The following is a 20481-nucleotide window of genomic DNA, read 5'->3' as shown; positions in this document are numbered from 1 at the left end:
CTTATGTCGCTGAAGGCAAATTTCTTTTTAGGCGAAAGACAGGGAATTGCCCGGATGCACGTGGAAGGCCTTCACTTTGGGGAAATGTTGTTTCAACCAATCGATCATGAAAATGGAACCAGGTTCTTCGCTGGCAATATGTCCCAGTACTACCAGCGAAAGCTGATCGCCTTTGGCGCGTGCGTCGCGGACATATTCGGCCGTTTCCCATTCCGCAATTTCGCCGCAGCAGATCACGTCCGGCTTGTATTTACCGATGGCTTCTATCTGTGCTTTGCCACCGTAGGCGCCCGGCAGCAGCAGGATTTTCCGGCAGCGCTGTTGCAGGTCACCGACATAGCGCAGGGAGGCGATGCCCAGCTTTTTCTTCAGCTCGGCTATCAGTCCGCTCAGGGGCTGTGGGGCAGGCAATTCGTACACCGGCTGATCCTTTACCGCCCACTGCCGCCAGCCCAGCATATCTTCCACCCCTTTATTGACCCCATCGGGATGATGAGCGTGGATATAATCATGGTTGCGCCATACCGCGATCCCATGTTTTTCCAGTAGTGCTTTTTTATATTGATAAACATCGTCCTGCTGCAGCCAGGCTACATCATCGAGGTGATTGTAAAAAGTGGGCTCGTGGGCGATGATAAAATTGGCCTTCAGGTCGATGGCTTTCCGGACCACTTCTATGGTGGCGAACATGGTGGTGACCACCCCGGTGACCTTTGTATCACGGGAGCCGGCCTTCAGGGTGTCCACCGTATGGGGGATGGCGCCGGAGGGGACCTGGGCAATAAAGGCATCGATGATCTCGCCGACAGACGGTGTTTCCTCCCTGAAGGACCAGTTTTTCAGGGGGCTTGCAGCCAGCACCGCCGATCCGGCAAGGACAGCGCCGGAAGAAAGGAACATTCTCCGGCTGATTCCAGTTGATTTCATAAATGGCATGTTTGTATGAAAAATAGCCAAAAAACAGCTCCAAACAAAGCCTCGCCGGCCCGGTATATATCCATACAGCGGGTGGACAAGATAAATAGGTTACCGGAAATTTTTCCGGGCGGGTTATTCTTTTTTATACTAACTTAATCCCCGGTTAGTTCTCCAAAAGCCAGGAAGCGCCAAAAGTCACCAGAATCTCAGTGAACGTTTTGTGTATTTTTATTTGATCCTTAATATTCAGGTAATAATTAGTTCTGAATTTTGTACCTCATATCGTCATGAGTCAATTAGGAGTGGAATGTATATCTAAAATAAGAGAGGGGGATGCTACTGCGTTTCAGGAGCTGTTCTATGCCTACAAGGACGCGCTCTTCGGATATGCCTGTAAATTATGCCGTTCAACAGAAATGGCAGAAGAGGCTGTCCAGGAGGTATTCATGAAGGTATGGATCAACCGGCAGCAGCTCGATCCTACCCTTTCCATCCGGGCTTATCTGCATACCGCTGTCCGGCACTGTGTTTTTAATATCTTAAAGAAAGCCGCCCTGGATGAAAATCTCCGGCAATCCGTGTTCCGCCACCAGCCTGTTTCCGTCAACACCACCGAAGAAGCGGTGAACGCCGCAGACCTTCAGCGGGCCAAAAGCCGGGTGCTGGACATGTTACCGCCGCAACGAAAGCTGATATTCTGCCTTAGTCGCGTCGAAGGGCTCTCCCATGAAGAAATAGCCCTCCGCCTGGGCATCTCCCGCAATACTGTCAAAGACCAGATCGTAAAAGCCAGCCGTTTCCTCCGCCAGCAACTGGAATATCTGGCTATTTGGTTATTTTTTTATTTTATTATTTGATTTACGGATTTTGAGATTTTTTGATTTCGGGATAATATAACGGGGATCATCCCACAAATTCCAACATCAAAAAATCTCAAAATCCGTAAATCAAATACCCAAATAAAAAAATAAAAAAATAAAAAAATTCCCCCCTGGATCGTCCTTTTCTTTTTTTCAATTGTATCATATAATAAAGCACACCGATGTACCCGGACCCGGCCTATATAAAAGCGTTGTTTAAGAAGCATGCGAATGGTTCCATTACTCCCGGAGAAACTGCCGAGCTGATCGCGTTTCTTCAGCAGGGAGACCAGGAAGCGCTGTTACCGCTGCCCGACGAACTGGAAGACCTACCGGCTCCGGCGATGGACACCGCTGCCACTGCAAGGGTGTTCCAACAGCTTTCCGTGATAACGGCCCCGGCCCCTTCACCGGTACGGCGTCGTACATTGATACGCAGGATAGCGGCCGTTTCCGCCGCAGCCGCCGCGGTGGCCGCAGCAGTGATATTACTGTACCATCCTGCGCAGCCTAAACCGCTATTGGCAGCCGTGTCTACAGGTTACGGCAGTATGAAAACGGTCACGCTGCCAGACGGTACCGTCGTCACCCTCAATGCCAATTCCATGCTGCAATACGATAGCGCGGGGTGGCAGCCTGGCGCACGGGAGGTATGGGTCAACGGCCAAGCTTTTTTTGATGTAGCACCCGATGCCGCGGGAAAATTCATGGTGCACGCCGGTGACCAGCTCACCGTACAGGTGCTGGGTACCCGCTTTCATGTGGCCGCCCGCCCCAAAGGCATACAGGTGGTGCTTAACAGCGGAAAGGTGAAAATCAATAGTAACGCACAAACGCTGGTGCTTCAGCCAGGAGAAATGGCCAGCTACCGGCCCGGCGACGGTGAACTGTCGCGCCAAAACGCCGATACGCTGCAGCTCACCTCCTGGAAAGACAACCAGAAAGTATTCCGGGACGTGCCGCTGAAAGAGATAGCCGATTTTATTGAAGAACAATTCGGGGCCGAAGTCACTTTCGATGCACCACAACTGTCGCAATTACAATTCACCGGCACCACGCCTGCCAACGATCTGGACGTGCTGCTGAATATTCTTACCAAATCTCTTGATATCAGGATCGATAAACACAACAACCAGGTAATGATTATGCTGGCCAGGTGATCGTTACCGCCTAAACGAACCCGGGATTTTTATTAAAACGCATTTTATGCAACGAAAACTACTTATACATCATAAGGTAGTAGGGATCTTATTGTGCCTGATACCCGCCGTGCCGCTTACTACGCAGGCACAGGATGTCATCGCCAAAGGAACCATCAGACAACATACACGCGAAACTTATTCGTTGTCCGAGGTACTCCCTGTACTGGAAAATACACAGCACGTTAAATTCAGCTACAATAGCGCCATCCTTAACGGCAAGTCAGTCAGCCCGCAGCTCCTTAAGAGAATGCAGCAAGCCGACGTGGCCACGGAACTGCCGGCGCTGTTACGCCCTTACGGCCTTACCTGTGAGTCGATACAAGGTGACTACTATGCAGTGAAAACCCTGCCCAATGCAGGTCACGCTGTAGCGCAGATCACCGTTAAAGGTACTGTTACCGACGCAAAAGACAACAGTCCCCTGCCCGGCGCCATCATCTCCGTCAAAGGAAAAACAAAAGGCACCAATACCAACGAAACAGGACGTTATACCCTCTCCGGCGTGGAAGACGGTGACGTACTGCGCTTTTCCCTCGTGGGCTACAAACCGCAGGAAATAACGGTAAACGGCCGCACGCAGATAGACGTAGCCCTCCAGCAGGACGTGGCCGGTCTCAGCGAAGTGGTGGTGACCGCCCTCGGCATCCAGAAAGAAAAGAAATCGCTGGGATACGCCGTACAAACGGTTAAGGGCGACAACATGACCAAAGCCAGGGAACCCAACCTAATAGGCTCCCTCACCGGTCGTGTAGCCGGCCTCGTGATACGCAATTCCACCGACATGTTCCGTGACGCCGCCATCCAGCTGCGTGGACAGAAACCCCTGATCGTAATAGACGGTATCCCCGATCAGACGGCCGATATGTGGAAAGTCAATCCCGACGACGTGGAAAGCATCAACGTGCTTAAAGGCACCTCCGCCTCCGCCCTCTACGGCTCCATCGGCCAGTTTGGCGCACTGATGATCACCACCAAAAGAGGAAAAGGAAAAGATCTGTCGGTAGACTTCAACTCCTCTACCATGTTCCAACCTTCCTTCATCCGCATCCCCGATGTGCAAACCACCTACGGTAACGGCGCTAAGGGCAAATACGCCTATGTGGACGGCTCCGGCGGCGGTACCGAAGGCTCCGGCTGGATATGGGGCCCCAAGCTGGACCAGAAAGATCCTTCCACCCCCAGCGGCTACTGGGAAACACCCCAGTATAACAGTCCCATAGATCCTGCCACCGGTAAACCTGTTCCGCTGCCTTTCATATCCCGCGGAAAAAACAACGTGCGTAACTTCTTCCGCACCGGCATGATTTCCACCAACAGCCTGAGTATTACCCAGTCCGGCGACAAAGGCAACTTCCGCGCTTCCGCCTCGCACATCTATCAGCTGGGCGTAGTACCCAACACACAACTTAACAACAGCTCCTTCAGCATCGCCGGCAACTACAACCTGACCGACAGGCTGAACGTAGATGCCCGTATCACCTACAACCGGCAATATTCCGATAACTATCCCACCGTGGGCTACGGACCTACCAACTACCTCTATAACCTGGTATTGTGGACCGGCTCCGATGTGGATATCCGCGACCTGCGCAACTACTGGGAGCCCGGAAAACAAAACCTGCAACAACGCAACTACAACACTTCGTGGTATAACAACCCTTATTTTCAGGCGTATGAACTGCTGACGGGATATTACAAGAATAACACCTTTGGTTCCATGACGCTGGATTATAAGATCAACCGCGATTTCAGCGTGAAGCTGCGTTCCGGTGTCAATGCCTTCGGACTGAATGAGGATACCAAGGAACCTGCCAGTTACATCGGCTACAGCAGCAAGTCCAGAGGCAACTATATTGTCCGCTCCCAAAACTACTTCGACATCGTAACAGACCTGATCGGCCGCTACCAGCATACGTTCAGCAAAAACTTTTCCGTACATGCGGAAGTGGGCGGTTCCAACTATTACCGTAACGATAAATACCAGAGAAGCAATACAGACGGCCTTACCATCCCCGGCTTTTATAACCTCGATAATTCAGCCAACCCCATCCAGGGCTACAACTTCATCGAAGAAAGAAGGACCAGCAGTATTTATGGTTTTGTGGACATGGAATTTATGGGGGCTTTTTATCTGTCGCTTACCGGGCGTAACGACAAAATCTCCACCCTGCCCATCTCCAATAATTCCTTCTTCTATCCTTCCGTTTCCGGATCGGTGGTGGTGTCCGAACTGGTAAAGATGCCGAAGTGGCTGTCCTACCTGAAAGCCAGAGGCTCATGGTCACAGGTTTCCAGCGGCGTACTCGCTACGGTGAACAATGACTACACCTACTCTCACCTGTCCACCTACGATAAAGGTATTAAATGGAATGGCATCCCCTCCCTGACTTTCAGCGATATGTTGCGCAATCCGAATATACACCCGCAGACCACCGGTGCATGGGAGGCCGGCCTGGAAACCAAGCTGCTCGATAATCGTATAGGCCTGGATGTGACCTACTACAGAGCCCGTGATTATAACAACATTGTAAAGCTACCGGTAGCAAGCAGCAGCGGCTACGGTTCCTACCTGCTGAATGGCAACGTCTTTATGCGCACCGGCTGGGAATTTATGCTCACAGGAACACCTGTACGCAGCAGCGATTTCCGTTGGGACGTGATGGTGAACTTCAGCAAATACAAACGTGTACTGAAAGAGATCTACGGCGGCGCCGCCGAACTGAATAAAATCAGGGTAGGCGAGCGTATGGACAGGATCTTCGATTATGTCTATGAAAAAGATCCTTCCGGTAATATCGTATATGAAAACAACGGTTTTCCTAAAAGCGATCCTTATCGGCGTTTTATCGGCAACGCCGATCCTGACTGGACGTACGGCATGGAAAACACTTTCCGGTACAAACAGTTCACCCTGCGTTTCCTGGTGGACGGCCGTATCGGCGGACTGATCTACTCCACTACCAACGCTAAAATGTGGTGGGGCGGTACCCATCCCGGCACTGTGAATCCCTTCAGGGACGACGCCAATGCCGGTAAAAACACCTATGTGGGTCCCGGCGTGATCGTCACCTCCGGCGATATTCAATACGACGCTGACGGTAACATCACCTCCGACAGCCGTAAGTTCGCCCCCAATGCCAAAGCGGTGAACTACATCGACTATATGATCAACACCAGCAACAACGCCAACACCAATAACAACTATTACTCACAGACTTTCCTGAAGCTGCGCGAAGTGAACTTCACCTGGCAGTTGCCCGGAAAATGGATGCGCAGCACCTTTATCAGGGACGCCTCCTTGTCACTGGTGGGTCGTAACCTGCTGTTGTTCTCCAAGTTACCGAACGTTGATCCGGATACAGGAAAAGATGACCTGCAAACGCCATCTTCCCGCAGTATGGGTTTCAACCTGAATTTAAAGTTCTAATTACAGCATCATGCGAAAACTATCAATTGTCATATTTTGTTTGCTGGCAACCGCTTTCAGCAGTTGCAAGAAGTTTGAGCACTTCCAGACAGACCCGAATAAACCCACGCAGTCTACTCCTGAGCTGTTGCTGACCAATATTGAAACCAAAGCATTCAATGACATCAGCACCTCCGGCGCGTTCGCATCGCGGTACCTTGTCAATACCGACGGGATTGACGCTAACCAGTATTACAACTGGCAGCGTTCCAGCTTCGACGACTTCAACAGGCTACGCCTGGTTGTAAAGATGGAAGAAGAAGCCACCCGTACCAACCAACCCGTGTACCTGGCATTGGGCAAATTCTTCCGCGCCTGGTTTTTTATGCGGCTGACGCTGACCTTCGGCGATATCCCCTACAGCGAAGCACTGAAAGGGGCCGCTGAGAACTTCACACCGATATATGATAAACAGGAAGACATCTTCCTGAATATCCTCAACGAACTCAAATCCGCCAGTGACCAACTGGCAGCGGCCGATGGCGAGATCCGGGGCGATGTTATCTACGGCGGTAAAAAAGAACAGTGGAAACGCCTGATCAACAGCTTCTCCCTGCGGGTATTAATCAGCCTGTCACAAAAAGAAGGCAACGCCAAACTAAAAGTGAAGGAACGTTTCGCCGAGATCGTGAACAATCCCGCCAAATACCCGCTGATGAACGGTACCACGGATAACGGCCAGCTGGTGTTTGCCGACCTGCAGGACAACCGTTACCCTTATTATAACAACAATAGTATGCAGACCGCCTTCTACCTGGAAGAGAATTTTGTGAACCTGTTGAAACAGTATAAAGATCCGCGGTTGTTCCGTTTTGCGCAGAAAGCCACCAAATTTGCTTCACTGCCGGACAATGATTTTAGCGCCTACGGCGGCGCCAAAGGCAGCGCCACCATCGACGAAAACAACAGCCGTGTGGTAAACGGCGAAGTTTCCAAGATCGCCAAACGCTATTACAATGATCCGGTGAATGAGCCCAGTATCGTGCTGGGATACGCAGAGCTGCAATTTATACTGGCGGAAGCCGTGGTACGTGGCTGGATCAGCGGTAATGCCGCAGATTTTTACAAAAAAGGGATACAGGCATCGATGGAATTTTGTAAAATAGCACCTGCTGATATTACAGCCTACCTCTCACAGCCCTCCGTGCAACTGACAACAGGCAAAGAGCTGGAAGGTATTTTTAACCAGAAGTACATCGGCTTCTTTATGAACTCCGGCTGGCAGGTGTTTTATGAACAACGCCGTACTGGTCTGCCGGTATTCGATGTTTCCGGCAACGGGGTGCTGAACAACAAAAAAGTGCCCAGGCGCTGGATGTATCCTGAAAGTGAGCTGAATCTCAACAGGCAGCACGTGAGCGATGCCATTACCCGGCAGTATCCGCAGGGCGATAACATCAATGGCGTTATGTGGCTGCTGGTAAAAGAATAAAAATGTGACCCATGTTAAAGACACTTATCCTTTCCGCGCTTACTTTCTCCTGTACCTCCCTGATGGTACAGGCGCAGAAAAAGAAAGCCCTGTTTATCATCGTGGATGGCATCCCTGCGGACGTCATCGAAAAACAGCCGACGCCCAACCTGCGTAACGTCGCCAAAGTGGGCGGCTACACCCGCGCCCATGTAGGCGGCGAAAAAGGCGGTTATTCCGAAACACCCACTATTTCCGCCGTAGGCTATAACAGCCTGCTAACGGGCACCTGGGTCAACAAACACAATGTATGGGACAACGATATCGCCGCCCAGAACTACAGCTACGGCAGTATCTTCCGCTTTTTCAAACAGGCGTACCCGCAAAAGAAAACAGCCGTCTTCTCCTCCTGGCTCGATAACCGCACCAAACTGGTGGGCGACGGGCTGCCACAGACCGGTCATCTGCAAATCGATTACCATGTGGACGGACTCGAAAAAGATACCGCCCGCTTCCCGCACGATAACGACAGCTGGTACATGCACCTGATCGATGAAGCCGTGGTGGACAGCGCCGCTGCTTATGTCCGCAACGTAGCGCCGGACCTCACCTGGGTATACCTCGAATACACCGACGATATGGGTCACCGCTACGGCGACAGCGAAAAATTCTATGCCGCTATCAACATGATGGATGCACAGGTAGGCCGCATCTGGGACGCCATTGAATACCGCCGTAAAAACTTCGGGGAAGACTGGCAGCTGTTCATCACCACAGATCACGGCCGCACCGCCAGTAACGGCAAAGGCCACGGCGGCCAGTCAGACCGTGAACGCACCACCTGGATGGTCACCAACGCCAAAGGCCTGAACGACTACTTCAAAACCGGTCAGCCCGGCATCGTGGACATCCTGCCGACAATGGCGCGTTTCCTGCAGATCAATATCCCGCAGGAAGATACCCGCGAGCTGGACGGCGCACCGCTGACAGGCAAAGTATCGCTGACACAGCCCGGCGCCACACTGAACAACGGCTCGCTGCACCTCACCTGGAAAGCCCGCGAAAAGAAAGGCAAAGTGAAAATATGGGTGACCACCACCAATCACTTCAACACCGGTGGACATGATAGTTACAAACTACTCGGCGAAGTGCCGCTGCAACAGGAGCAGGCGGACATCAATGTAAAAGACATTCCTTCGGGGTTCTATAAAGTAGTCATGGAAGGACCGGACAATACGGTCAACAGATGGGTGGGAAAACCCTGATACATTATTTTTTCAACAACGGGCGTCTCAAAGATGCCCGTTGTTGTTTTATCGCCACAGTCTACGAGGATGAAAAATGTTGTGCGACCCGCTGCATGTTGGATTTATTCCAGCCGCACCTACTCGTACTTATACTGATCCGGATAGGCCTGTCCCTTCCCGGTTTCACACAACCGCCGCAGACTTCTTAAAAACATGGCCCAGTCGTAGGTACACACCGCGTAGGTAGGCGTATACTCTTTCCATCCATCATGATGAAAGAACAAGGTGGTGCCGTTCTTATGCGATTCCAGGTCGAAAGTGATCGTAGTGCCGATCCATTCGTCGATCGCCTTCAGCACTTCCCATTTCACCTGTTTGGAAGGTTCCAGCGCAAGCACTTTCATCTCTTTAAAATAGTCGTTAAAAGTAAAGCGGGCGATGCTGCCCGTTTCAGGTTTCGCTATGGTGTCGGGGGTCCACCAGCCGGCCAGTCCTTCCTGGGTAGAGAGGGCCTTATACACGTCCTCAGGCGAGGCTTTAATAACCAATCTGTGCCAAATATTGTTCATCATTATTGGTTTTGTTGAACAACAAATGTACTGGCTCTATATTGAACACAAGGGGCGTAAAAAAGACATTCCTGCGGGGTAATTGGGACAAATAAAAAAGGACCGGTTTCCCGGACCTTCTTCCCTCAAACTATAGGACACTTCTCGTTATTGATTGGCCAGCGTCACCATTGCAGACACTTCCGCTACGGCCGCATCATCGCCGCCGCTGAAGCCGGTGAACCGGAAGCGGATATTCCCCTTGCCGTCAATCACAAACTTGGTGGGAATACCTCGCACTTTATAGCTGTCCACCACTTTATTGACACCGGTTGCCGGGTCTTTGAGGTCCATCAATACCTGGAAAGGATAGTTGTTACCGGTGATAAACTTCTTCGCACTGGCGGTAGCATTCTCTTCTTTCTCCCACGTGTGTACAAAGAGGAACTTCACGTTGGGGTCGTTCTTATATTTTTCCATGGCTTTTTTCATGGCCGGGAAAGAAGCTTTGCAGGGGCCGCACCAGGTAGCCCAGAAATCGAGCACCACCGTCTTCCCTTTGTAATCAGCCAGCGATACGGTATTACCGTCCACATCTTTCAGTGTGAACCCAGGTGCCGGCTCTTTGATGATCTGTTTGGCGAATTCCGCTTTCATCTTATCATCCAGACCGCCTTTCAGGGAGTCGATGTATTTTTCGAGGTGATTGTCGCCGCGCACTTTGGCGTAGGCTTCTGCCAGCATTGCCTTGCTGCCGGGGTTCAGTTTACCTGCGGCAGCTACTTCGCTAAGGCGTGTAAATGCCTGCGGATAGTCCCCTTTTGCCAGCAGTATTTTGGCGTACATCTGGTTTACTTCCGGGCGCACAGGTGTTTCTGCTTCTTCTGCGCGTTTCAGGTATACCAATGCGGAATCGTACTCCTTGTCATTGAACAACAGCTGCGCATAACTGCTGAGATAACCCGGATATCCTACCGCTGCAAACCCCGCACCTTCTTCATGCTTTCGGGTAGTCCTGAACGTATAGGCGTCTTCGATAGCCATTTTTAGTAATGCCTTTGCTTCTGCGGTATGACCATGTTTCAGAATACGATTCGCTGTACCTACCCAGCCTTGTCCTTTCCAGAAAAGTGACACGATGCTGTGGGCATATTCCAGCGCTTTAGGCAGATTGTCCGCCTCCGCATAGGCCATGCCTACGTTGTTCCGGGCATAATCATAGATGATCACATCCTTGTTCTGTTTATCCTGCGGGAACTTTTTAATCCATGCTTTGTAGAGCGCTTCCTTTTTCACCGGATCAGTTTCGTCGTAGATAACCTGTACTGCGTTATTGCGGGCGGCGAAGCCGGTGGGAAAGTGTACTGCTGCCGCTTTCTGTATGGAATCACCTACATTATTTTTCTTCAGCTGATAGAAGAAGCGGGCAGCGGTGAGCCAGTCAGCTTCTTTTTTGCTTTTGGTCAATGCATACATTTTTTGGGTCAGCAGTTGCTGATCTGCATCATTGCCTTTGGCGAGACGGCTATAATAGCGCGTCAGCGAGTCCTGGCTGATCTTCGCCTGGCCGCTTGACTGTCCTGCTGCCAGCAGGCAGCCGCCCAGCAGGATGGGGAATATTTTCTTCATATAACAGGGTTGGTTTTATGTTTAACGATTATATCCGGGATTTTGTGTCAGCGCCGGGTTGGCCACCCGTTGCGCGTCGGGTATGGGATAGAGCGCATCGGTGCTGGTCCAGGTAGCTGGCCGCATCCCCCCAATCACTTCATCGGCACGGGTTTTACCGCCACCGGCAACAGCCGGTGTGCGTTTCAGGTCAAACCAGCGATGGCCCCATTCCCCAAACAGCTCCGCTTTTCTTTCCTTTTCGATGGCCAGCAGCAATGCCGGTTGCGTAATGCTGTTGTCAAGCTGCGGCAGCCCGGCTTTGGAGCGGATGCTGTCCACATCTGCCACCGCGCCGGCGAGGTTGCCTAACTGTGCCCGCGCCTCGGCCCTGATCAGGTATTGTTCCGCCAGCCGCAGCATCACGTTGAACTCATTGCCTGTGGTGGTACCGGTTGCCAGCACCCGTAGCTTATATTTGGTGATGATTTTATAATTCTGTCCGCCGATGTCTGTCGCGGCTACCCAGCTGGTTTTGCGCCGGTCGGCCGGCTCCAGCGAGTTATACAGTGTATCCGTCAGCGTTACTGCCGGAATGGTACCGGGAGCGGCGGCATAACTACCACCGTTGGCATCCCGGTTGGTGGTGTAGGTAGAAATACCGGTGAGCGTAGCCAGCTGCCAGATCACTTCGTTGCTCGTATTGCTGAAAGTGGTGTTCAGGTCTTTATTCAGCGTGTAAATCCCGGAATTGATCACGGCATTGGCGGCCGTTTCCGCTTTAGCCCACTCTTTCTGATACAGGTAAACCCTTGCCAGCAAAGCGTTGGCAACTTGCCGGTTGACCCTCGTTCTCAACGTGGAAGGGTAGGCATCTGTCAGCAGCGACTGCGCCTCGGCGAGGTCCGTGATGATTTGTGACCATACCTGCGCTGCCGGCGTACGGGCCAGCGTAGCATTACTCAACGGATCATCCTTCACCGGCAACGGCACATCTCCGAACATATTCACCAGGTAACTGTTGATAAAAGCTCTCCAGACTTTTGTTTCTCCCAGCAACTGGTTCCTTACTGCGGGCGAAAGTCCTTTACTGCGATTGATCCCTTCCATCATGGCGTTGGCCTGTGCCAGCGTAGTGTAGCTGTAGGCCCACAGGTTAACGGCCACCACACTGTTGGTCACAGTAATACTATTGGTTTTAAATTCATCAAAGGAGGGACTGGAAACATTATTCTGCAGCTCATTGGCAGAAAGGCCGGGCATCTCGCTCAGGGGAAACAGGAGGTCCCGTGTGGCGGAAGCATTATAAACGCCCAGCACGGCGCTGGTAGCCGTAGCATCAGAGGCGAAAGCCTGGTCCAGCCCTACCTGTGTGGTAGGCGGACCGATCTCCACCAGTTTTTTGCAGGAAGAAAAAACACTGCCTGCCAGCAACAACGACAACATCACTTTTTTATGACTATTGAAATACAACATAACCATCAGATTTTAGAATGAACAGTTTACACCGAATACAATTGTTCTCAACGGCGGCATGGCGATCATGCCGGTACCCAGGCCGGGAGGGCCACCAGGGACGCTTGTTTCAGGATCGTAGATGTATTTATTCTTCATGAAAGTGAAAAGATTCTGTCCCTCTGCATATACCTTCAGGTTGGCGATATTCGCTTTCGTCAGCCACGCTTTTGGGAAAGTGTAACTGAGGGAAGCGGAGCGCAGCTTCAGGTAACTGGCGTCTCCCCACAAGGCGGTAGAGGCCCAGTACTGCGTATAACCAAGGTAGGCAGGTGTGCCGGGCGTGGTGGTCGCTGCGGGGTATGCAGCAACATCGCCGGGTTGCCGCCATCTGTCGAGCAGGGAAGTATTCTGGTTGCTCCTGCTGCTGCCAACGGGCGTGCTGATGTTGTTGGTACTGCCTTTCCGGTGGTGAAACTGTAAGAAGAAACTAAAGTACCAGTTTTTGTACGAAATGGTATTGTTCATACCACCGAAGCAGGGCGTTCCCGGGCGGATAATTTCTCTGTCATTACCAAAGTCGATACTTCCGTCATTGTTCAGGTCTGCATATTGCGGGATACCGGTTTTAGGATCGTAGCCCGTGTAGAGATATTTCCGGACGAGGTCTATCGGTTGACCGATCAGGTAACTGCTCGCATAAAAAGATTTTTCAATCCCCGGGAAGTCAATCAGCTTATTACGGTAAAACGTCACGTTGAAAGCTGTGGTCCATCCGAATTTAGCGGACTTCAGGTTGAGCGTGGTCAGCTCCAGTTCCACGCCGCTGTTCTGCACCAATGCCGGCATGTTCACCGTGTAGCTGTTGTAGCCCGATTGTGTAGGCAGGGCGGCAGACAACAGCTGGTCTGTAGAGCGGTTGCGGTAATAGTCGCCGGTAAACTTGATCCTGTCTTGCAGGATGCCCAGTTCCAGCCCGAATTCCAGCTTACGGGTGGTTTCCCACTTAATACCCGGGTTGGGCAAGGTGCCCCGGGCCAACGCGGCGCTTCCCTGATAGGTGCCTGCAGAAGACAGCAGCGGTAAATAAATATAGTTGGAGATCTGATCGTTACCGGTGGTACCGAAGCTGGCACGCAGTTTACCAAAGTTCAGCCAGGGCAGGTTATCCTGTACAAATGATGCTTCGGAAAACAGCCAGGCAGCGCCTACCGCTCCGAAGTTGCCCATTGCATATTCAGGGCCGAAGCGGGAGGAGGCATCGCGGCGGAAGGTGATGTTCAGCAGGTATTTCCGTTGATAGTCGTAGTTGATACGGCCAAAGGCAGAGGCAAAACGATAATCGAAATAGGAACTGGAATTCAGCAACAGCGTACCGGCGCCTACGAGGGAACCTAACAACGCTTCACTGCTGTAGTTACGGCCGTCGATGCTCTGGCCGGTGGAAAGGCTGCGCTGGTAAGTACCGCCCAGCATCACGTTCAGGTGTCCTCTCTTTCCGTCGAGCGTATAATCGAGCGTGGGCTCCACTATGTAGTTCTGTGAACGGGTGTTGGCGAAAGTGGCGGACGACTGTGGATTGTTGACCGGGTTCTGCGCCGATGCCGGCTGCGGGCTTACCTGGTCCAGCGTAGTATTCGTATAGCCAAGGCTGACTTTAAAATTCAGATCTTTGATGATGGAATAACGCAGACTGGCATTCGTCATCAGGTTGCCCGTTGTGCTGGTATAACGGCGTTGCAGCAGCGCGACAGGGTTGCTGAAACCGCTGGACCACGCCAATTTTCCGGTGCTGTCATACAAGGGCATGTTCGGAGGCAGGTTGTACATCGACAGCAGGTCCGATCCTGGCAACGCTGTTTTATCGTTCGAATAATTAGCAGTGATGGCTGCATAGAATTTATCATTGGCAGAACGATGGTCCACAGAGAGACGGCTGGTAAAACGCTGACTGTTGAAGTCTCCGGGATATACCGTTGTTTCTTTGTGATAGCCGCCGCTGAACAGGAAGTGTGTTTTACCCTCTCCTCCGGAAACAGCCGCCTGCGCATCCGTGTAGTTGGCGGTACCGCCTGCGAGGAAACGCTGCCAGTCGGTGTAGGCGTTGGGGTCCCACACGGTCAGTTCCGGCGCGTTGACAGTATTTGGTGCGACGCCGTCATTTTTAAACGCTTCCCTTCTCAGATCGAGGTACTGCTGTGTGTTCATCATAGGAATGAAGCGGCCTATTTTTCCCGCTCCCGTAGATACGTTGACGTTAGCGCGTGTTTTTCCGGACTTTCCTTTTTTGGTGGTGATGAGGATAACGCCGTTGGCCCCTCTGGCGCCGTAGATAGCCGTGGCATCCGCATCTTTGAGGATGTCCATTCTTTCAATATCATCCGGGTTGATCATGCTGAACGGGCTGATACCGCCGTTGGCGGCGGTAAGGCCGAGGGAGTTAAGGTTATCCGTCGGCGGATAGGAACCGTTGAAATTCGTAAACGGTACGCCGTCTATCACGTAGAGCGGCAAGGTGCCTGAGTTCATAGAGCCTTGTCCGCGGATCTGCACCACCGCCGCGCTACCCGGCAGGCCGTTCTGTTGCGTGATCTGTACACCGGGGATACGTCCCGGCAGCGCTGCCAGCGGGTTAGACACCGGCTGGCTTTCTATTTCCTTTGCAGTGATGCTGCTGACGGAACCGGTGTTCATCCTGCGGGTGGTGGTACCATAGCCGATGACCACGGCTTCGTCCAATGACTTCAGTTGTTCCCGCAGCACTACATTCAACGTGGTGCGTCCGTTGACAGGGACCTGCTGTGCTTCATAAGAGAGATAAGATACGGTCAATACGGCCTGTGCCGGTACGCGGCTTATCAGGTAATCGCCGTTGCCGTTGGTCATAGCGCCAAAGGGCGTACCGGGCACCACCACGGATACCGCCGGAAGCGGGTTTCCTTTGGCATCCGTGACCCTGCCGCGGATGGTCAGTCCCTCTTCCGCGGCGCGGGCTTCGTTGGCAGGCGCATTCTTCAGCCGTATGGCGATGAACTTGCCCGACAGGGAATAGGTGAACGGCTGATTGCTGAAGAGCATTTTCAGCACGTCGTTCAGCTCCTGTTTCTCTACGGCAATGTTGACAGGCGCAGCCTGGCTGAGCTGATTTTTACCGTAGATAAAACTGTAGCCTGTTTGTTTTTCGATTTCCCGGAATGTTTTCTCCAGAGACCCTGATTTGATGCTGATGGTGACTTTCTGTGCGAAGGTCTGTGTTGTCATCAGCAGGCAGATGGCCAGCAGGCCTATCCTGCCGTAGTTGACTCCCGATGTTGCATCTCCCGTTTTTAAAAGGCATAGCGCGCTGAATAGCTTACTGACAAGCATATCGTTTGGTTGATTTTTGGTAAACAATAAAATACTCCCCACCCTGTAAGATGGCCGGTCTTACAGGGCAGTAACAAAAGGCTGGTGTACGATCTATTTTATGACGGTAATTTTCCGTCCCTCAATTTTAAAGTGCACGAGATTAGTCATCTCCAGCAGGTTCAGTAGCTGGGATACCGGAACATCCCTCGGAATTTTAGCGACAAAAAGGTCTTTGACATCTGCCTGGTAGACGACATCGATATCATAATATCGTTGTAATTCTGACATAATGGTGGTGATATCAGCGCCATTGAAATAAAACAGTCCGTCTTTAAAGGCGGTGGCCTGCTGCAGGTCCACGCCGGTGGCCAGTTGCACCGCTCCGTTGCTGTCCACGGCCGCCTGCTCGCCAGGATGCAGTAGTTGCGATGCCGCGCTGGTGTTCAATTTCACGGCGCCGCTGAGGAGCGTCACCTGCATATTGCTGCCATCGCGGAAAGCACGAACAGTAAAGGAGGTTCCCAGCACATCGATGGTAGCGTTGTTGGTGGTGGTGGTGACGCGGAAGGGCTGTCGGCTGTTTGGCGCCACGTCAAACCATGCCTGTCCGGACACAAACACTTCCCGTTTGCCGCCCTGAAAGGCGGTGGGATAGGTGAGCGCAGCGCCTGCGTCCATCCATACTTTGGTGCCGTCGGCGAGGACAACGGCAAGCGGTTTGCTTCCCGGCGGCAGCTGCAGCGTATTGAAACTGGCTGCTTCCGCTGTGCCGGCATACACAATTTGTCCGCCGGCGGTTTTGGAAACCTGTACCTGTCCCTGCACGGCGAGTGTGCCGTTGCCGGCGCTGTCCAGCTGAATCTGCCGGCCGTTGGCCAATGTCAGCACCGCGTGGTTCCCCGCAGGGGCCGGGATATCATTGCGGAAGCGAACGGCCTGCGGCTGCAGTTGTTGCGGCGGCTGCGGCTTTTGCAAAAAATAATACCCGCCGCCCAACAGTAATACAATAGCAGCTGCTGCCGCTACCCATCGTGGCCAGCTGGCCAGTTTCCCGGAACGCTGACGATGGAGCACAGGCTGTAGCCGCTGGCGGATCATCTCCTCCAGCTGCAGTTTGTTGCCCAATACCTCCTCATCCCAGCTGCTGTCCGCCTGAAAGGCGTTGAACAACCGGTTGTATTGTATCAGCTCCGCATCTGTGGCGGTACCGGACACAATTTTTTCCGCTAATAATATGGCCTCCTCTTTTCTCATATGTAGCCTGTCCTATACATAGGCACTTGCAAAAACACACACCCTTAAAAACATCTCATTTTTTTTTAGAAGGGCAGATCAATGATAACTGGTCACGATGGGAAGTAGTAACAAGGCGAGCAGGTGAGGGTCCACGGCTGCCCGGATGCGCTTCAGCGCGATAGTCTTTTGCGCTTCGACAGTTTTAATAGAAATATTCAATAAATCAGCTATCTGTTGGTTGGTCAGCTGGCCGTCCCTGCTCAGGAGAAAAATTTCCCGGCATTTTTCCGGCAGGCTGTTCACCACCTGCGTGATGATGGCCTTCAGATCATTCAGCTCCAGGAAGTCCTGCGGGCCGGGTGTTTCCGGTAACGAAAGGCCGGACAGCGTTGTATAAAATTCATCCCGTATTTTACCGGAACGGATATAGTTGGCCACTTTAAAACGAACGGCGCTCCGCAGATAGGAAGGTACCGCCTGTATGTCCAGCTGCTCCCGCTTCTCCCAAAGCCAGGCGAAAATATCCTGCACAATGTCCATACAGGCGTTCTGATCGCGCAGCAGGTAAAAAGCGGCCTGATACATGCCCGGCCAGTGGCGGGAATACAGCAGGTCAAATGCCTCCACATCTCCCCGCTTTAGCAGGCTTATCAGCTCCAGATCACTATAGGCATCACTTCTTATCAAATTGTTTCCTTTTCTGACGCTAAAATAAAAAAAAGCGCGTTAATTATCCAGTGACTGTTAAACAACGATTATCGCCACGGCTTCATTTTTGCCGCTGTTCATGGCTAAAGCGCTCCTATGTTTAAACACCTGGACATCACGGTACATGACCGGCATCTGCATGTGGTAACGGCCGGAAAACAGCCGGCACCGGCCATCTTATTGCTGCATGGCTACCCGCAATCATGGCTGGCATTTGAAGACCTGATGAAACTGCTGTCAAAAGATTATTACGTGCTGGCTGCAGACCTGCCCGGGATCGGTGGTTCGGAAGACATCGGCCAGTACGACAAAAAAACACTGGCCACCCACCTGGCGGCATTGATCATATCATTGGGGTTGTCCCGCGTAACAGTGGCCGGCCACGATATTGGCGGCATGATAGCCTATGCCATGCTGCGGCAGTTCCCGCACCTGCTCGACGCCGCCATCATCATGAGCACTGCCATCCCCGGCGTGGAACCGTGGGAGGAAATAAAACGGAATCCTTACATCTGGCATTTTGCCTACTTCGCAACGCCGGCCCTACCGGAGGCCATGATACCGGGCCATGAACAGCTCTTATGCAACTATTTCTATGACACGCTGGCATTTAATAAATACGCGGTGGATGATGAAAAAAGACAACATTACACCAGGGTGTATTCAAACACAAACGCCCTGAACGCCAGCCTCGGATGGTACCGGGCATTCGCCGGAGATGAAAAAGAGCCGGCGCCGGAACCGACGGTAGCCTTGCCGGTACTATATCTCCGGGGTGACCAGGAACCTGGCGACCTTTCTACTTACACAGAGGGACTGAAAAACAGTGGGTGTACGCATGTCACCGGCGTACAGATCAGCAAGAGCGGGCACTTTACGCCGGAAGAAAATCCCGCCGGCGTAGCCCATGCTATTCATACTTTCCTGGGAAAAAACAAACCTATTTGATATCGTGCGGGTCCAGCCCTTTGCCTGCCGGGGCATTCAGCACCTGCCCATCCACGCTGTAACGGGCCCCGTGACAGGGACAGTCCCACGATTTTTCAGCCTGGTTCCAGTGTACTTCACAACCCAGATGCGTACAAACGGGGTCCACTGCGTGTAAACCGCCCTGTTCGTCTTTATACAACGCTACTTTCGAACCTTCGTAATTCACCAGTTTACCTTCACCCGGCGCCAGCCCTGCCAGTTGCTCCAGCTTCTCCGCCGGGAACAGCCTGCTGGCCAGTTGTTTCACAACATCGGCATTATGCGGCACAAAGGTATTAAAGCCTGCTACCGGCTTGATCCGGCTGGGGTCGAACAGTTTGATATAGTCGCTGTGAAGTCCGAGCAACAGCCGCTTCAGCAGTAACGCCGATACCGTACCATATACCATACCGTTGCCACTAAACCCGGTGGCGACGTATATTTCGCCGGTTTGCCCCGGCAGCCGTCCAATATAAGGGATGCCATCGGCCGGTTCATAATATTGCGCCGACCAGCGGTAACGAATGTCTTCTACGTTGAATAATTCGCGTACATGCGCCTCTAATTTACGGAAGCAGTTTTCTGTATTTTCCTGGTGCCCTGTTTGATGATCTTCTCCACCGACGATCAGGTAACGTTGCCCTTCCACCATCTGTGTTCTGTAGTAATGGAAAGGCTGCTGCATATCGTAGCTGAGATCTTCCGGGTAATTATTATCTGCCAGCGTAGCGGCTACCACATAACTGCGATAAGGCACACAGCGCAGGTGCAGCAGGTTGACACCTGGCGGAATATGTGTGGCATACACAAACTGCCGGCAATGGAAAGGACCCTGCGTGGTGATGACCAGTATCGTCTCTTTGTCCTGTACAGCCGTCACACGGCTTTGTTGCAGGATAGTTCCGCCGATATGTTCAAAGGCAGTGGCGAGGCGCTGTACATACGGCAGCGGACTGAATTTAGCCTGTCCCGTTACTTTAATGGCTTTTTTAGCCCCCAGCGGCAGCGGTACCTTGTCCACCCCGGACACATCCGCACCAGCCATCAGGGTGGCTTCCGCAATATCTTTCAGGGCTGCCGCTTCCCGCTCCGTTTGGGCAAACATGTACGCATCTGCGTATTCAAATCCACACCGGATATCGAACCGGTCAATATGATGTTTGATGAGCTGAATAGCCTCTGCCGTAGCCTCTCTTATCTGTCGTGCCCCCTCTTTACCGAAGTTCCTTTGTATGGTATCATAAGGTACGTCCAGCAGTGTATTGAGGTGCGCCGTAGTGCCGCCGGTGGCACCGTAACCCAGGTTAGCCGCTTCCACCACCAGGCAGTTCCTGCCTGCGTTCTGAAGCAAAAAAGCGGTAGTGATACCGGTAATGCCGCCACCGGCAATAATCACGTCGTATGTTTTCCCCCGGTCTGCTTTATTGATGGTATTGTAACCGCCTGCGTGGTCCTGCCAGAGACTGATTGTATGTGCATCGCGTTGTATCATGGCCGTAGTTGTT

The 20481-nt window shown here is 52.3% G+C and carries 14 protein-coding genes; 6 read left to right on the top strand and 8 right to left on the bottom strand.

The features are described from left to right. Positions 1-27: 27 nt before the first annotated feature. Complete coding sequence (locus B5D63_RS05550; RefSeq protein WP_235021464.1) at positions 28-927, bottom strand: Nif3-like dinuclear metal center hexameric protein; 900 nt, start codon at positions 925-927, stop codon at positions 28-30. A gap of 278 nt (positions 928-1205) precedes the next feature. Here B5D63_RS05550 and B5D63_RS05545 point away from each other — a divergent pair, with 278 nt between their 5' ends. The 5 genes from B5D63_RS05545 to B5D63_RS05525 all read left to right on the top strand — a co-directional run bounded on the left by B5D63_RS05545 (position 1206) and on the right by B5D63_RS05525 (position 9122). Beyond that, positions 1206-1775 carry an RNA polymerase sigma-70 factor gene (locus B5D63_RS05545; RefSeq protein WP_078667731.1) on the top strand — a complete coding sequence of 190 codons (570 nt, stop codon included), beginning with the start codon at positions 1206-1208 and terminating at the stop codon, positions 1773-1775. A 185-nt stretch (positions 1776-1960) separates the two neighbouring features. Further along, entirely contained in the window at positions 1961-2938 is a 978-nt protein-coding gene (locus B5D63_RS05540; RefSeq protein ID WP_078667730.1) for a FecR family protein, read from the top strand. 46 nt (positions 2939-2984) lie between these two features. Beyond that, entirely contained in the window at positions 2985-6407 is a 3423-nt protein-coding gene (locus B5D63_RS05535) for a SusC/RagA family TonB-linked outer membrane protein (RefSeq protein ID WP_200816920.1), read from the top strand. Between the two features lie 10 nt (positions 6408-6417). After that, a complete protein-coding gene (locus tag B5D63_RS05530) occupies positions 6418-7878 on the top strand; it encodes a SusD/RagB family nutrient-binding outer membrane lipoprotein (protein ID WP_078667729.1) in 1461 nt (486 codons plus the stop codon). Between the two features lie 11 nt (positions 7879-7889). Continuing rightward, positions 7890-9122, top strand: coding sequence for an alkaline phosphatase family protein (locus tag B5D63_RS05525; protein ID WP_078667728.1), 1233 nt, complete (start codon positions 7890-7892; stop codon positions 9120-9122). 119 nt (positions 9123-9241) lie between these two features. Here B5D63_RS05525 and B5D63_RS05520 read toward each other — a convergent pair whose 3' ends face one another. The 6 genes from B5D63_RS05520 to B5D63_RS05495 form a co-directional block, all read right to left on the bottom strand. Further along, on the bottom strand, positions 9242-9676 hold the full coding sequence (locus B5D63_RS05520) for an SRPBCC family protein (protein WP_200816919.1): 435 nt from the start codon (positions 9674-9676) through the stop codon (positions 9242-9244). Between the two features lie 144 nt (positions 9677-9820). Further along, complete coding sequence (locus B5D63_RS05515) at positions 9821-11281, bottom strand: redoxin domain-containing protein (RefSeq protein WP_078667727.1); 1461 nt, start codon at positions 11279-11281, stop codon at positions 9821-9823. Positions 11282-11302: 21 nt separating this feature from the next. Then, positions 11303-12736: a RagB/SusD family nutrient uptake outer membrane protein gene (locus B5D63_RS05510; RefSeq protein WP_159455902.1), complete on the bottom strand. Its 1434-nt coding sequence runs from the start codon at positions 12734-12736 to the stop codon at positions 11303-11305. Between the two features lie 12 nt (positions 12737-12748). Continuing rightward, the gene (locus B5D63_RS05505) at positions 12749-16081 is read right to left on the bottom strand and encodes a TonB-dependent receptor (RefSeq protein ID WP_078667725.1); all 3333 of its coding nucleotides are present in this window, start codon (positions 16079-16081) and stop codon (positions 12749-12751) included. 93 nt (positions 16082-16174) lie between these two features. Continuing rightward, positions 16175-17317, bottom strand: a complete 1143-nt coding sequence (locus B5D63_RS05500; RefSeq protein ID WP_078667724.1) for a FecR family protein — start codon at positions 17315-17317, stop codon at positions 16175-16177. 78 nt (positions 17318-17395) lie between these two features. Further along, positions 17396-17986, bottom strand: coding sequence for an RNA polymerase sigma-70 factor (locus B5D63_RS05495; protein WP_078667723.1), 591 nt, complete (start codon positions 17984-17986; stop codon positions 17396-17398). A gap of 117 nt (positions 17987-18103) precedes the next feature. Between B5D63_RS05495 and B5D63_RS05490 the strand changes: the two genes are divergently transcribed. Next, positions 18104-18955 carry an alpha/beta fold hydrolase gene (locus B5D63_RS05490; RefSeq protein WP_078667722.1) on the top strand — a complete coding sequence of 284 codons (852 nt, stop codon included), beginning with the start codon at positions 18104-18106 and terminating at the stop codon, positions 18953-18955. Here the strand turns inward: B5D63_RS05490 and B5D63_RS05485 are convergent. Next, positions 18948-20468 (bottom strand): FAD-dependent oxidoreductase, encoded by a 1521-nt coding sequence (locus tag B5D63_RS05485; RefSeq protein WP_078667721.1) that lies wholly within the window; start codon positions 20466-20468, stop codon positions 18948-18950. The two genes, B5D63_RS05490 and B5D63_RS05485, sit on opposite strands and share 8 nt — an antisense overlap. Positions 20469-20481: the final 13 nt, after the last annotated feature.

It is taken from the genome of Chitinophaga eiseniae (assembly GCF_900167135.1).
GTDB lineage: Bacteria > Bacteroidota > Bacteroidia > Chitinophagales > Chitinophagaceae > Chitinophaga > Chitinophaga eiseniae.
This window is presented reverse-complemented; position numbering and strand designations above follow the sequence as displayed.